This window comes from Micrococcales bacterium (genome assembly GCA_016703125.1).
Taxonomy (GTDB): domain Bacteria; phylum Actinomycetota; class Actinomycetes; order S36-B12; family UBA10799; genus JADKAV01.
In genome coordinates this window covers 198,737-211,585 of the sequence record JADJCR010000008.1, presented here as the reverse complement: position 1 = coordinate 211,585, position 12,849 = coordinate 198,737, and the positions used below count along the sequence as shown (strand labels likewise).

Annotated in this window: 16 protein-coding genes and 1 pseudogene; 6 read left to right on the top strand and 11 right to left on the bottom strand. The window is 68.9% G+C overall.

Features of this window, described 5'->3' with window-relative positions:
* Positions 1 to 234: 234 nt before the first annotated feature.
* A complete protein-coding gene (locus tag IPG68_13555; GenBank protein MBK6764228.1) occupies positions 235 to 1,404 on the top strand; it encodes an aminotransferase class I/II-fold pyridoxal phosphate-dependent enzyme in 1,170 nt (389 codons plus the stop codon).
* An 8-nt stretch (positions 1,405 to 1,412) separates the two neighbouring features.
* On the opposite strand, the gene IPG68_13550 is transcribed toward IPG68_13555, so the two are convergent.
* Positions 1,413 to 2,603 carry an AlkZ family DNA glycosylase gene (locus IPG68_13550; GenBank protein MBK6764227.1) on the bottom strand — a complete coding sequence of 397 codons (1,191 nt, stop codon included), beginning with the start codon at positions 2,601 to 2,603 and terminating at the stop codon, positions 1,413 to 1,415.
* 177 nt (positions 2,604 to 2,780) lie between these two features.
* Between IPG68_13550 and IPG68_13545 the strand changes: the two genes are divergently transcribed.
* Entirely contained in the window at positions 2,781 to 3,197 is a 417-nt protein-coding gene (locus tag IPG68_13545) for a nitroreductase family deazaflavin-dependent oxidoreductase (GenBank protein ID MBK6764226.1), read from the top strand.
* A 433-nt stretch (positions 3,198 to 3,630) separates the two neighbouring features.
* Here IPG68_13545 and IPG68_13540 read toward each other — a convergent pair whose 3' ends face one another.
* Positions 3,631 to 4,521 carry an alpha/beta hydrolase gene (locus IPG68_13540; GenBank protein MBK6764225.1) on the bottom strand — a complete coding sequence of 297 codons (891 nt, stop codon included), beginning with the start codon at positions 4,519 to 4,521 and terminating at the stop codon, positions 3,631 to 3,633.
* Between the two features lie 209 nt (positions 4,522 to 4,730).
* On the opposite strand from IPG68_13540, the gene IPG68_13535 reads away from it, so the two are divergent.
* On the top strand, positions 4,731 to 4,946 hold the full coding sequence (locus IPG68_13535; GenBank protein MBK6764224.1) for a hypothetical protein: 216 nt from the start codon (positions 4,731 to 4,733) through the stop codon (positions 4,944 to 4,946).
* 104 nt (positions 4,947 to 5,050) lie between these two features.
* Here IPG68_13535 and IPG68_13530 read toward each other — a convergent pair whose 3' ends face one another.
* From IPG68_13530 to IPG68_13515, 4 genes are all read right to left on the bottom strand, one after another.
* Entirely contained in the window at positions 5,051 to 5,392 is a 342-nt protein-coding gene (locus IPG68_13530; protein ID MBK6764223.1) for a dinitrogenase iron-molybdenum cofactor, read from the bottom strand.
* A gap of 68 nt (positions 5,393 to 5,460) precedes the next feature.
* On the bottom strand, positions 5,461 to 6,144 hold the full coding sequence (locus IPG68_13525) for a peroxiredoxin (protein MBK6764222.1): 684 nt from the start codon (positions 6,142 to 6,144) through the stop codon (positions 5,461 to 5,463).
* A gap of 61 nt (positions 6,145 to 6,205) precedes the next feature.
* Complete coding sequence (locus tag IPG68_13520) at positions 6,206 to 6,628, bottom strand: transcriptional repressor (protein MBK6764221.1); 423 nt, start codon at positions 6,626 to 6,628, stop codon at positions 6,206 to 6,208.
* A 291-nt stretch (positions 6,629 to 6,919) separates the two neighbouring features.
* Positions 6,920 to 7,753, bottom strand: a complete 834-nt coding sequence (locus tag IPG68_13515; protein MBK6764220.1) for an aldo/keto reductase — start codon at positions 7,751 to 7,753, stop codon at positions 6,920 to 6,922.
* On the opposite strand from IPG68_13515, the pseudogene IPG68_13510 reads away from it, so the two are divergent.
* Positions 7,634 to 7,999, top strand: a pseudogene (locus IPG68_13510) (PAS domain S-box protein). The gene IPG68_13515 and the pseudogene IPG68_13510 overlap by 120 nt on opposite strands.
* Positions 8,000 to 8,110: 111 nt before the next feature.
* On the opposite strand, the gene IPG68_13505 reads toward IPG68_13510, so the two are convergent.
* The 3 genes from IPG68_13505 to IPG68_13495 are packed head-to-tail and all read right to left on the bottom strand — an operon-like array spanning position 8,111 to position 10,510.
* Positions 8,111 to 9,016, bottom strand: coding sequence for a polyphosphate kinase 2 family protein (locus tag IPG68_13505; GenBank protein ID MBK6764219.1), 906 nt, complete (start codon positions 9,014 to 9,016; stop codon positions 8,111 to 8,113).
* 15 nt (positions 9,017 to 9,031) lie between these two features.
* Positions 9,032 to 9,508: an SRPBCC family protein gene (locus IPG68_13500; GenBank protein MBK6764218.1), complete on the bottom strand. Its 477-nt coding sequence runs from the start codon at positions 9,506 to 9,508 to the stop codon at positions 9,032 to 9,034.
* Between the two features lie 15 nt (positions 9,509 to 9,523).
* Positions 9,524 to 10,510 (bottom strand): NADP-dependent oxidoreductase, encoded by a 987-nt coding sequence (locus IPG68_13495; protein ID MBK6764217.1) that lies wholly within the window; start codon positions 10,508 to 10,510, stop codon positions 9,524 to 9,526.
* Between the two features lie 25 nt (positions 10,511 to 10,535).
* Here IPG68_13495 and IPG68_13490 point away from each other — a divergent pair, with 25 nt between their 5' ends.
* Positions 10,536 to 11,021 carry an ATP-binding protein gene (locus IPG68_13490; protein ID MBK6764216.1) on the top strand — a complete coding sequence of 162 codons (486 nt, stop codon included), beginning with the start codon at positions 10,536 to 10,538 and terminating at the stop codon, positions 11,019 to 11,021.
* Positions 11,018 to 11,305 (top strand): hypothetical protein, encoded by a 288-nt coding sequence (locus tag IPG68_13485; protein MBK6764215.1) that lies wholly within the window; start codon positions 11,018 to 11,020, stop codon positions 11,303 to 11,305. The genes IPG68_13490 and IPG68_13485 overlap by 4 nt, the downstream gene beginning before the upstream one ends.
* Before the next feature lie 377 nt (positions 11,306 to 11,682).
* On the opposite strand, the gene IPG68_13480 is transcribed toward IPG68_13485, so the two are convergent.
* Both IPG68_13480 and IPG68_13475 read right to left on the bottom strand, forming a co-directional pair.
* The gene (locus IPG68_13480) at positions 11,683 to 12,462 is read right to left on the bottom strand and encodes a crotonase/enoyl-CoA hydratase family protein (GenBank protein ID MBK6764214.1); all 780 of its coding nucleotides are present in this window, start codon (positions 12,460 to 12,462) and stop codon (positions 11,683 to 11,685) included.
* Positions 12,459 to 12,839, bottom strand: coding sequence for a DUF1801 domain-containing protein (locus tag IPG68_13475; GenBank protein ID MBK6764213.1), 381 nt, complete (start codon positions 12,837 to 12,839; stop codon positions 12,459 to 12,461). The genes IPG68_13480 and IPG68_13475 overlap by 4 nt, the downstream gene beginning before the upstream one ends.
* Between the last annotated feature and the right edge of the window lie 10 nt (positions 12,840 to 12,849).

Sequence of the window (12,849 nt, the reverse complement as noted above, 5' to 3'; positions counted from 1 at the left end):
ACTGCGCGGTGCCCACGCTCTTCTTGGGCAGCTTGGCTACGGCGTAACTGGTGCCGCTGAGCGCAATGAACAGGGCGAGGAACGAGATCACCAGGGATGGGGAGGGCCGCTTCATGGTGCTGCCTTTCAGCCGGTGGCCGGAACGATACCCGCGTGTCGCCGTCGGCGCATCGGACACTCGGACGAGGCATACCCTCTGAGGGTGGGCAGCGATCCGGCCACGAGGAGGCCCCGTTGAGACTCTCGCACCGCGCCCGGGCGACCGAACCGTTCCACGCCATGGCGTTCGGCCAGCGCGCCGCAGCGCTCGAGGCCCGCGGTCACCGGGTCATCAAACTCAGCCTCGGCGAGCCGGATTTCGGGGCGCCTCCCGCCGTCCGGCAGGCGATGCGCGAGGTCATGGACGGCCGGCCCCTGCCCTACACCCCGGCGCTCGGCACCCCGGCGCTGCGGGAGGCGATCGCCGGGTTCTACCGCAACCAGCATGGCGTGCAGGTCGACCCGCAGCGGATCGCCGTGACCTCCGGGGCCTCCGCGGCCCTGCTGCTGGCCTGCGCCGCGACCATGGACCCGGGAGACCGGGTGATCATGGCCGACCCGTCCTACCCCTGCAACCGGCAACTGGTGCAGACCTTCGGTGCGGAGGTGGTGACGGTACCCACTACGGCGGCTACGCGCTTCCAGCTCGATGCCAGCTCGGTCGAGCAGGCGTGGGACCCGCACACCCGCGCAGTCATGATCGCCACCCCGTCGAACCCGACCGGCACCAGCGTGCCCTTCGCCGAACTGACCGCAATCTGTGATCTGGCCCGCTCCCGCGGCGCGTGGCGCATCGTCGATGAGATCTACCTGAACCTCAGCGACCCGGCCGCTGACGGCACCCGGCCACAGAGCGTCCTCTCGACCGACCCGGATGCGATCGTCATCAACAGCTTCTCCAAGTACTTCGGCATGACGGGGTGGCGCCTGGGCTGGGCCGTCGTCCCGGAACCGCTCGTCGCGGCGATCGAACGCCTGGCGATGAACTACTTCCTCTGCGCCTCGGCCCCGGCCCAGCACGCCGCCCTCGCCTGCTTCACCCCCGAGTCGCTGGTGGTGTGCGAGGAACGCCGTGTCGAACTCGCCGCTCGCCGGGCCCTCGTCCTCGAGGGCCTCGGGAGCATCGGCCTGCCGGTGCCAGTGGTCCCCGACGGGGCGTTCTACGTGTACTTCGACGTCTCGGGCACGGGCCTGAACTCCTGGGAGTTCTGCGAGCGCGCTCTCAGCGAGGCGCACGTCGCGCTGACCCCCGGGAAGGACTTCGGCACCCACACCGCCGACAACCACGTGCGGCTGTCCTACACCGCTTCCCGCGCCGACCTGGGCGAGGGCCTGCAGCGTCTCGGGCAGTGGCTCGGCTCCTGAGTGCCGCGTCAGTACGTGCGGATCTCGGTTGCCACCGACGACGCCCCCCGCAAGCGCCCGATCTGCTCGGCCTCATCCAGGAGCGAGGTGCCGACGTGCGCTGGCTGCGGGCCGAAGGTCCTGATGGTGATGGTCAGCCGCCGCCCGCTCTTGCGCGCACGCCATGTGCCCGCGATCCTGCCGTTCACCAGGACCGCACCAGGGACGCCGACCGGCTTCCACACGTCCCGGTGGTGCTGCACGTCGGCGATCGTGTCGCGGTCGCGCATCTGGGTGTACGGGTCGTGCGGCGGGAGCAGGCGCACCACGTCCGGCACCGACGCCGACCGCAGCGCGTCGAGGTCCTCGGTGAGGATCCAGGACATGCCCCGGTACTCGACCGGCGTCAGTTCGTCCTCGAGCCGACGCCACCAGGGGTCGATGTCACCTGCCTGGATGCCCAGCCACGAGGCGAAGTCCCCGCGGTTCGACGGCCCGTAGCAGCGGAGGTACCGGCGAAGCAGTTCGGCGCGCACGATGGCCGGATCGATGTCAGGGATGGGGTGGCCGAGCCACTCCTCGACGAGGACGAACGGCGCCTGGTTCCCTTCCCGCGGCGCGAAACAGATGACCCCCCGCAACGTGAGGATGCGCAGGCAGAAGTGCACGACGGCCTCACCCAAAGGCTGGCCCGGGGCGTACGGGCCTTCCTGCTCCCAGGCGGCGCGCTGCCCCGGCGGCAACGTCCCGGCGATCCGCCCGGCGAGTTCGGCACCCAGGTCGCCGATCGCGAGCCGCCGCCCGGACAGCACCTCACCGATCTCGGCGGCTGTCAGATCAACGGCCGCCCCCACTGTCATTCCGAGGCTGTCCACCGCTGGTGCCACCCCGGCGATCAAGTGGCGCATCGCCTTCTCGTTCGGCGGCAGCACGCCGGTGGTGAACACGTGCGCGTCCGCAGTCGGGAAGCAGAACGGCGCGCCGCGCATGCTCCACGTCCGCAACAGGCTCCTGTCGTCATCGAGCGCTGCGCCCACTTGCTGCGCAGTCACGTCTCGCACCCTGGCGTGTAGCGCGAGCACCGCGGACCCGGGCGGACTGTCCTGCACCCCGCAGGGGGCGGCCGCATCGAGCAGATCCTCGCCACCCAACCGCTGCGTCAGGTTGTGGGCGCGCAGTCGGAAGGCGATGACCTCGCTCCTCGAGACCGTGTCAGCCATTGCCCAGCGCCATCGCGATCTCGGCCGCGTGCGGAACGCGTTCGAACGATCGCACGGTCATGGGAAGACCCTAGGCTGCGAGATGCGAAGGTCGGGGCACGCGCCCCACCTCAGGCACCAAGGAGGTCCGCGTGAGCACACGAACCCGAACCGGCCCGCCTCCCGCCACGGTGGTTCATCCGGTCCTTCTGGGCCGTCCACCGCACGCTGGTGCGCGCCAGTCGCGGTCGACTCGGCCTCTGGCGGCCCAAGCAGAAGGGCTGGGGAGCGAAGCGGGTCACGACCACCGGGCGCCGCTCCGGACGTGCGCGAACAGTCGTCATCGGGTACTACCGCGACGGTCCGGCGCTGGTGTCGATGGCGATGAACGGCTGGGCGGACCCGGATCCTGCCTGGTGGTTGAACCTGCAGGCCCATCCCGAGTGCGTCGTCGACGTCGGCGACGGGCCACATCGGATGGTCGCCCGTGCCGCCGCTGGCGAGGAGCGGACACGGCTGTGGGATCGCTGGCGCGAGATCGACCGCGGGCTCGACCAACTCGCTGCTCGCCGGTCCCGGCCGACCGTTGTCGTGGTGTTCGACCCGGTTGCCTGAGCAGGCTGGCGGCCGGCTGAATGCCGGTCCTTCCACCGCAGTGAAGGATCTCCAACGCCGGTGGGCGGCGGGCCCATGGGCATCCCGATTGGACCGCGCAGGGAGCACCGAACATCGTGCCTGTCCTCCCACCTCCTTTGCCACACCAAGATCAAGAACCCACCCGAGCATGGCCACGCTGTCGGCGATTCAGGTATTACGCTGCGTGACATTCTGACGCACAGGCGCCGAGCGTCACCCCTCTGGGCGGCGTTTGATAACAGAACGTCACACATCTATCGTCCGTTCGGTGGATCCGGCCTACACTGAAGAGAGGATGACTTGAACTGCGCCATCCCATGTCACTGTCTGTAATCGGAGTTCCACACACCGACCCCAGTTGCACATCCAGAACCCCTACCCGTGGAGCCCGGGATGCGCTCCCGTGCGCTGGTCAGACTCCCGTGGCGCCGATTACGGCCGTGTGCCCCAACAGCCAGCTCACGACGTCGGCGGTCACCTCGTCGCGGTTGGTCTCGTTGAAGATCTCGTGCCGCGCACCCTCGTACACCGTGAGCGTGACGTCGGTCAGGCCCGCATCGCGGTAGCGCTGCGCGAGCAGCCCCACCAACTGGCCACCGCCGGACAGCGGATCGTCGCTCCCCGACGCGATGAGCAGGGGCAGGTCCTTGCTCACCCTCGAGAGGACGTCGGGTTCGGCCAGCCGGGCGGCCTGGCCGAAGAGCATGGGGATGGTCTCTGGTGGGGTGTCGAATCCGCACCACGGGTCGGCGACGTACTTATCCACCTCGGCCTCGTCACGGCTGAGCCACTCGTAGCCGGTGCGGTTCTCGAATCCGGCGTTGAAGGCCTCCAGCCCCGCTGGTCCTTCGGACTGCGCGAGGTTCGCGGCGAGGACGTCGAGGGCCGTCGACCCCGAGAGCACCACCCCGGTGTAGAGGTCGGGGCGTTCGACGATCACAGACTGGGCCGCGAAAGAACCCATGGAGTGGGCGATCAGGAAGACCGGCAGCTCGGGATTCTCCTCGCCGATCGCGTCGGCGTACTGGGCGACATCGGCGATGAGACCGTCGAAGCCCGCCGCCCCGAAGTCGCCCAGGGCAGCCCGGCCCGTGTGGCCGTGCCCCCGATGGTCCATGGCGTAGACGCGGTACCCGGCGGCGTTGAGCGCGAGGGCCAGTCGCTGGTAGCGGGCGGCGTGCTCGGCCAGGCCGTGGGCGATCTGGACCGCACCGATCGGGTCGGCGACGTCGGTCCACGCGTGCGTCTCGATGGTCGCACCGTCGGCCGCGGAGGTGAAGGAGGAGCGGGTCATGGGCGCCATTGTCGTCCCACATGCCCGCTGCGGGGGCGCGAACCGCCCACACTCGTGACAACCGACCCTATGTCCGACGCTCACGGCGATGACGACGTCCTGCTGTAACGCTCAGACGACGCCCCCGACACACCCGGGGACAGGACCTTCCCGAACCCGATGAGGTCGACCCGTGGGAGCGCCGGGAACGCCTGCTCGACTCCTGGACCGCGGTGCTCATGGGCTTCGCCCCACTGCTCACCGCGTGGGCATCATTCCAGTCCGCGCAGTGGGCCGACGTGCAAACGGAGTCCCCGGAATCCGCATCGGACTCCCGCACCAGCGCCGCCCGGCTGGCCGCCGAGCCCGCCCGCACCGCGTTGGTCGATGCCCACGTGTGGCTGGCCAGGTTGTCCGCGTGCGGCGCCAAACGGGAGGGCCGGGGGCGATTGTGACGAAGGTGCGGCACTCACAACCCCGTTTGCGACGACGGTGCGCGCTGAGCCGCACGGCAACCAGCGCCACCGTCACAAACCAGCCCCGACCCCGGCCACCATCGTCACAAAGGCGGGGGCTCCGCGGCTTGCGCCTCCACCGCGGCCCGGGCATCACCCGTGACTCCCAACTCCAACCGCAGACCCATGGTGTTCAGCATGCGGACCATGGGTTCCCCGACGTGCGCCGCGAGCACGGTGTCCACCTCGTGCTCCCGCAGGAAGGTCACGACCCGCGCGTGGTGGGACCCGTGGGTGCCCTGGTCGTGCGCCTCGTCCCACGCCACGTCGTACTCATCCCACGCCACGATGCTGCCGTCACGCACAGTGGCAACAGCCACCGTCCGGGCCTTGCCCCAGGAGGCACCCACCGCTCCCGAAGGGTCCACGGCCAGCGCGATTCTCACGGCCACGAGTTTAACGTCCGGCGCGCGAAAGGAGGGTGCCCGCAGCGGACACCCTCCCTCGCTCGTGATCACTTACCGATGGCGGCGTACACCTGCTCCTCGGTGTAGTCCTTCGTGCAGAAGAACCAGTCCTCGCAGTGCACGCCCTCTTCCTTGCCCTCGACGCGGTCCTTGGCCGTGCCGCAGGAACCGGCGGGCGGAACGATCACCGGCTCGCCCGGGCGCCAGTCAGCCGGCGTCGCCACCGAGAGCGCATCGGCGGCCTGCAGCGCGACGATCACGCGCTTGAGCTCGTCGAAGTTGCGCCCGAGGCTCAGTGGGTAGTAGATGATCGTCCGGATGATCCCCTTGGGGTCGATGACGAACACCGCGCGCACTGCTTTCGTGCTGTCCTCGCCGGGCATGATCATCCCGTACTTGCGGGCCACGGTCATGCTGATGTCCTCGATCAGCGGGAAGTTCACCTCGACGTCCTTCATGTCGCGGAAGGTGATCTTCTCCTTGATCGTCCGCAGCCAGGCGATGTGGCTGTAGAGGCCGTCGACAGACAGGCCGACGAGCTTGGTGTTCAGTTCCTCGAACTCCTGCTCCATGGTTGCGAAGGTCATGAACTCCGACGTGCAGACCGGGGTGAAGTCCGCGGGGTGGCTGAACAGGATCACCCAGTGCCCCTCGTAGTCGGCCGGGAAGTTGATGTCCCCCTGCGTCGTCACTGCGGTGAACTGTGGCGCCGGGTCGCCGATCCTCGGCATGCTCAGTGCCGTGGCCTCGGTCCCTGTTTCGGTTGTCATGCGTTCTTCCTTCCCTTGTGTGTTACTGCGCGTGTGTCCGAGCGCACTGCTCGCACGTGCCCCAGAAGACGATCTCCGCCTCGATGTCCGCGAAACCGTGGGGGCTCGGCGGAACGATGCAGGAGTCGACGCCGTGGTCGCACTGCAGGTCCACGATCCGCCCGCAATCACGGCAGATGAGGTGATGGTGCGGACCGTCGTCGGCCAGCTCATACAGTGCCGGTCCGCTGCCAACATCGATGCGCTGCACCAGACCGGCGTCGACCAGATCGTTGACCACGTTGTAGATGCCCTGGGTCGATACCGCGCCGGCCCGATCCCGGACGGCGCGGGCGACAGTGTCCGCCGAGATGTGGCGCATCCGTCCGAGGGCTTCGATCACGGCCACCCGCTGGGCGGTCACGCGCAGGCCCCGTCCCCGCAGTTCCCGCTCGACGTCCCTCACGTTCCTTAGACTACCTCATACTTTGGAATTACTCTAATCTGGGTGGCCACGGCAGGATGGACAACATGCCCGCGGCGCACATCGGATTGGATGGAACTACCCGCATTGGCGCGGCGACTTCTGCCCGCGGGACTGCGCCAGGCCGATACTCGACAACGACGCCGACGGCGGGGCGCCTTGGGATGCGATGTCCCTCGCAGATGCGCCCAGGTGCCCCCCCCCGTGCACGCACGAACCGCACGATGATCGCGGTCGTCCCGGGGCACCAAGGCGATGCGCAGCAGCTGCTGACTACATCTCCTCGTGGGTGGCTGGGTCGCCGCCGAACAGCCGCCCGTCCGGCTCCGCCAGCCCGGAGATCGCCGCGACCTCCTCGTCGGTGAGCTCGAACCCGAACACGTCGAGGTTGTCCCGTTGCCGCTGCGGGTCCGCCGACTTCGGGATCGGCAACGAGCCGATCTGCACGTGCCAGCGCAGGATGACCTGGCCGGGTGTGACCCCCAGCCGGCGCGCGGGGCCCGTGACCACGGCCTCGTCCAGCGGAGCCCGCGCCTTGCCCATCGGGCTCCACGCCTCGGTGACAATGCCGAGTTCCTCGTGCACCTCTCGCATGCGGGCCTGCGGGAAGCGCGGGTGCAACTCGATCTGGTTGACCGCCGGGGTCACCCCGGTCGCGTCGATGACCTGCCGAAGGTGCTCCTCGGTGAAGTTGGAGACACCGATCGAACGCACCAGCCCCTGCTCGCGCAGGTCGACCAGCGCCTGCCACGCCTGCCCGTACTTGCCCACACTCGGATTGGGCCAATGGATGAGGTGCAGGTCGATGTAGTCGAGTCCGAGCCGGATCAGGGACCCCTTCACCGACGCGATGGCGTCGTCGTACGCGTGGTCCCTTCCGGGCAGTTTGCTGGTGATCTGGATCTCGTCGCGCGGGATCCCCGAGCGACGCACCGCCTCCCCGACCTCCGCCTCGTTGCCGTAGTTCACGGCAGTGTCGATGAGTCGATAGCCCGCCTGCAGTGCGCTGCCCACCGCCTCGATCGCCTCGCTCTCCTTCAGCGGATAGGTGCCGAAGCCTATGGCCGGCAGGAGGTTCCCGTCGTTGAGCGCGCGGGTCGTGTGCATGGGGTCCACTCTGACAGCCCACCATCGTCCGAACCAAGATCGCAAGGGGTGTTCAGGCCCTCGTCCCAGCAGTACTCCGAGGAGCGCTACCACGCCCTGCTGCAGAACATCCAGGACACGGTCTTTACCACCGATGCGCACGGGCGGATCACCTTCGCCTCACCTGCGGTGGTCGATCTGCTGGGCTGGGATCCGGATGAGGCGGTCGGAGTGCCGGTGCCGGACCTCGTACATCCCGAGGAGCGGGGGGCGCCGCCGACGTGGGGACCGGGAGCCATCGACCTACCTCGCACACATCCAGTCGCCACGACGGAGCCTGCGGTGGGTGCAACCGCGACGCGACGGATTGATGCCGGGTCAGCCGGAGTCACCCTCGGCCAGCAGTTGCTCCTTGGCCTCGATCAGCCGCGCCTTCTCCTCCTCGGCCACAGTCGGGTAGGCCAGCGGCAGGTCCTTGATGGTTGTCGTGATGATGTCCGACACCGCCGCGCGCATCGCCCACTTGCGGTCCGCCGGGATCACGTACCAGGGCGCCCAGGGAGTGCTGGTGGCGTTGATGGCGTCCTCGAAGGCCCTCATGTAGTCGTCCCAGAACCCGCGCTCCACGATGTCCCCGGAACTGAACTTCCAGTTCTTGTCGGGCTCCTCGAGGCGCTCCAGGAACCGTGCCCGCTGCTCCTCCTTGGAGACGTTGAGGAAGAACTTCAGGATGGTGGTTCCGTTGCGGGCGAGGTGCTGCTCGAAGTTGTTGATGTCCTCATAACGGTGCTTCCAGATGTGCTTGTCGACGTCCTCCGCCGGCAGGTCGGCGCGCTCGAGGATTTCCGGGTGCACCTTCACCACGAGCACTTCCTCGTAGTAGGAGCGGTTGAAGATGCCGATCATCCCGCGCGCCGGCAGGGCCATGGAGTAGCGCCACAAGTAGTTGTGCGACAACTCCGTGGCGCTGGGCACCTTGAACGAGGACACCGCGCACCCCTGCGGGTTGACCCCGGACATGACGTGCCGGATCGTGCCGTCCTTGCCGGCGGCGTCCATGGCCTGGAACACGATCAGGACGCTGTGGCTGCCGTCGGCGTAGAGCAGTTCCTGCGCCTCGGCGAGCTCCCGGCGGTTCTCCTCGAGCATCGCCTCTGCACGCTTCTTGCGTTCGCCCTTGTCGAGGTCCCGGACAGCCTCCGGCAGCCAGTCCGCGTTGTGGTCCTTGATGCGGAACCTCTCGCCCGGCTCGATCTTGAGCTGGTCGAGCGTTTTCTTGTCCATCGGCATGGGGTGCTCCTACCCTTCGGCCACGGCCTTGAGTTGCTGCAGCGTCGTCTCGATGTTGCGCTGGTTGTGCGGCGCGCGCGGACCGGGGATGAACACCCCACCGATCCACGTGATCGGCTTGGCCAGCGGACCCTCCCGCCGGTCCACCCACGTCTCGGTGACCCGGCAGCCGGTCGGCGTCGGCTCGAGGTCGTAGGTCCACCGCGAGATGGGCATCGGCGGGAAGTCGACGTCGAACACGAAACGCCGGCCTGGTTCGGCCTCGCGTACGGTGCAGTACGTGAACCAGCGCCAGATGCCCTTGCGGTTGAAGCCCCAGAACGTGTCGCCGGCATTCGGAGTGTGCGACGCGCGGCGCGCCCCGGTCGCCTCCGGCGACCACTCCCCGACCCGGCTGACGTCAGCCACCAGTGCGTACACCTTCTCCGGCGGGGCCTCGATGTCGATGGTGGCGCGGGCGCTGCGCTCGTCTGGGGGTGCTGCCATGGTTCGAGCCTAGGGCTACACGCGGACCAGCGTCTTGCCGACGTTGGCGCCGGAGAACAGGTCCTGCAGCGCGGCCGGTGCCGACTCCAGCCCGTCCCGCACGTACGTCTTCGAGACCAGCCGACCCTCCTGCAGCCAGCCGCCCATGACCTTGGTCGCCTCGCCGGCCCGGTCCATGTGATCGAGGATGATGAACCCTTTGAGCAGGGCGCGGCGCGAGATGGCGTTGATGAGGTTGGCCGGGCCCGGCGCCGGACGGTCGGTGTTGTACTGCGAGATCGCCCCGCACAGGATGATCCGCGCGTGGTCGTTGATCCGGGCGAGCACCTGATTGAGCGTCTCGCCGCCGACGTTGTCGAAGTACACGTCGATGCCGCCCGGGCAGGTGCGCCGAAGGCCCGCCCCGATGTCCTCGGCGCGGTAGTCGATGCACTCGTCGAAGCCGAGTTCGTCGACCACCCAGCGACACTTCTCCGGCGAGCCGGCCAGGCCCACCACCCGCGCACCCATGATCTTCGCGATCTGCCCGGCGATCGAGCCCACACCACCGGCCGCGCCGGACACCACCACGGTCTCCCCGGCTGCGGCTTGCCGATGTCCTCCAGCCCGACGTAGGCGGTGAGGCCGGTCACCCCGAACACGCTCAGAGCCTGCTCGTAAGTGACACCCTCGGGAATCACCACCCCCGCCGTCGAGCACGGCGTGGGTCTGCCAGCCCGGCATCCCGAACACCCGCGTACCCACCGGGAACCGCTCATTGCGCGACTCGATCACCTCGCCGGCGCCGGCGCTGCGGATGACCTCGCCGATGCCGATCTTCGGCAGGTAGGTGTCGTAGGACAGCCAGCCCCGGATCGTCGGGTCGATGGACAGGTACTCGACGTTGACCAGGATCTGCCCGTCGGCCAGGGGCGGCAGTTCCAGCTCATCAGTGCCGAAATCGGAGACCTCCACCTGGCTCTGCGGGCGGGAGGCGAGGGTGATGCGGCGCGAGGTGACCATGGCTGCACGATACTTTGGTGCAGCCATGAACCTCAGTCTCGCCTTCCTCACCGCTGTTGCGTTCGGCGCCGGCCTGGGGCTGGTCATGCGCCGGCTCATGGGCTCCCGCGTGCGACTGGGCTGGGCGGAGGCAGTGCTGTCGGGGATCCTCGGGGCGGCCTTCGGTGCCCTGGTGATGTCACTGCTGCGCGGCGGTTACTACCGCGAGCACTGGCTCGGCATGATCGTGGCTTCGGCGGTCAGCACCGTGGTGGTCATGCTCATCGTCGGATACTTCACCCGCCAGCCGCGGCTGACCGCCGCCGAACTCGTCGCCGGCGGCGAGACCGCGCGGGTGGAGTTCAAGTCGACCGCCCGGTGCAACCTGCACACCGGGGCACGCGACGACAAGATCGAGATGGTGATCGCCAAGACCGTGGCCGCACTCGCGAACTCCGGCGGCGGCGACCTGCTCATCGGGGTGGACGACGAGGGCGCGCCCTCGGCCTGGCCGACGACTTCAAGTTCATGAAGAACCCGGACGTGGACCGCTACGAGTTGTGGCTGCGCGACCACCTGAGCAAGACCCTCGGCGCCACGGCCACTGCGAACGTCGAGGTGGACTTCCCACGGCTGGACGCCACGACCATCTGTCATGTGCGCGTGCTGGGCGCCACCCGGCCGGTGTACCTGAGCCCGGGCAAGGGGCAGGCCGTACAGATGTGGGTGCGGGTGGGCAACTCCACCCGGCAACTCGGCGTCGACGAGGCCCTCAGTTATGCCGCGGACCGGTGGGGCCGGCGGCGGTTGCGCTGATCTCCCCGCGCCGCGGCCGCGCCTTTGCGACGAAGGTGCCGGGCACCACCGTCGCAATGCGACGAAGGTGCGCGCTCCACAGCCCCGCACCCAGCACCATCACCACAAACCAGCCCGCAGCCCCCGCACCATCGTCACAACCCCCCCCCCGCGCGGCCGGCCCCCCGCGCAGCCCCGCGCTCCCCCCCCCCCCCCCCCCCCCCCCCCCCGGGTGCCGGCCGCGCCTTTGCGACGAAGGTGCCGAGCACCACCGTCGCAATGCGACGAAGGTGCGCGCTCCACAGCCCCGCACCCAGCACCATCACCACAAACCAGCCCGCAGCCCCCGCACCTTCGTCACAACCGGGGGTCGGGAATCGGGGGGTCGAGCCCGGGCGCTACTCCCCCGTGAACCGGGCCTCCCGGCGCTCCAGGAAACTCTGCACACCCTCCATCGCGTCCTTCGATGTCAGGATCCGCGGCAGCACCTGCTGAAGGTGCTCGCGCGCCGCGTCCTCGCCCAGGTCGCGGGCGACGCGGGCGTTGGCCAGCGTCTCCTGCACCCCCAGCGGCGCCTGCTTGGCGATGGTCTCGGCGATGGCCAGGGCCCGGTCGAACTGCTCACCCGGCGCGACCACCGCCTGCACGAGGCCGATCCGGTAGGCCTCGTCGGCGCCGAACTCGTCGGCGGTCAGCAGGAACCGCATCGCGTTGCCCCACCCGAGCTGGGCGGTCGCGCGCAGCGTCGCCCCACCGAACGGGATGATCCCGCGCCCGATCTCCAACTGCCGGAAGCGCACGTCGTCCGCGGCGATCACGATGTCGCTGGCCAGCGCCAACTCGATGCTCAAGGTGTAGGCGATGCCCTGCATGGCCACCACGACCGGCTTCGGCACCGGCGGGGCCCACATCCCGAACGGGTCGTACCGGTAACTGCCCGCCAGGGCCGCCGGACCCTTCTCAGCGACCTTGGGGCCCACCTCGGCGAGGTCCAGCCCGGCGCTGAAGTGCTCGCCGAACGCGTGCACCACCCCGACCCGCAGCGCAGGGTCGTCGCCCAACTGCTCGTAGGCGGCCGCGAACTGCTCGATGAGCTCCAGGTCGAACGCGTTGCGTTTCTCCTGGCGGTTGATCCCGATGAGCAGCACGTGCCCGCGCCGCTCCACCTCCACCTTCATGCCTGTGCTCCTCTTTCGATGATCTGGCGCAGGACCGCCACGTCGACGGCCCGCAGGTCCTTGATGTACAGACAACCCTTCCCCGTGCTGTGCGGCCCAAGGCGCTCCAGCAGATCCGAGTCCACCGCGCCCGGCACGTACAGGGCCAGCGCCGCCTTGCGCGGGGAGAACCCGACGGTGAACCAGGGGTGCGTTCCAGTGGTGTTGGTGTACTCGCTGTTGCCGAATCCCAGGATCGAGCCACCCCACATGACCGGCGGCGCGCCCGTCACCTCGGACATGATCCGCGCGAGTGCGCCGGCGTCCTCGCGGCGCCTCGGGTCCGGCACGTCGGCGAGGAAGGCCTCGGGGTCACCCTGGTTCGCCGTCGTCTTCATGGCCCTAACC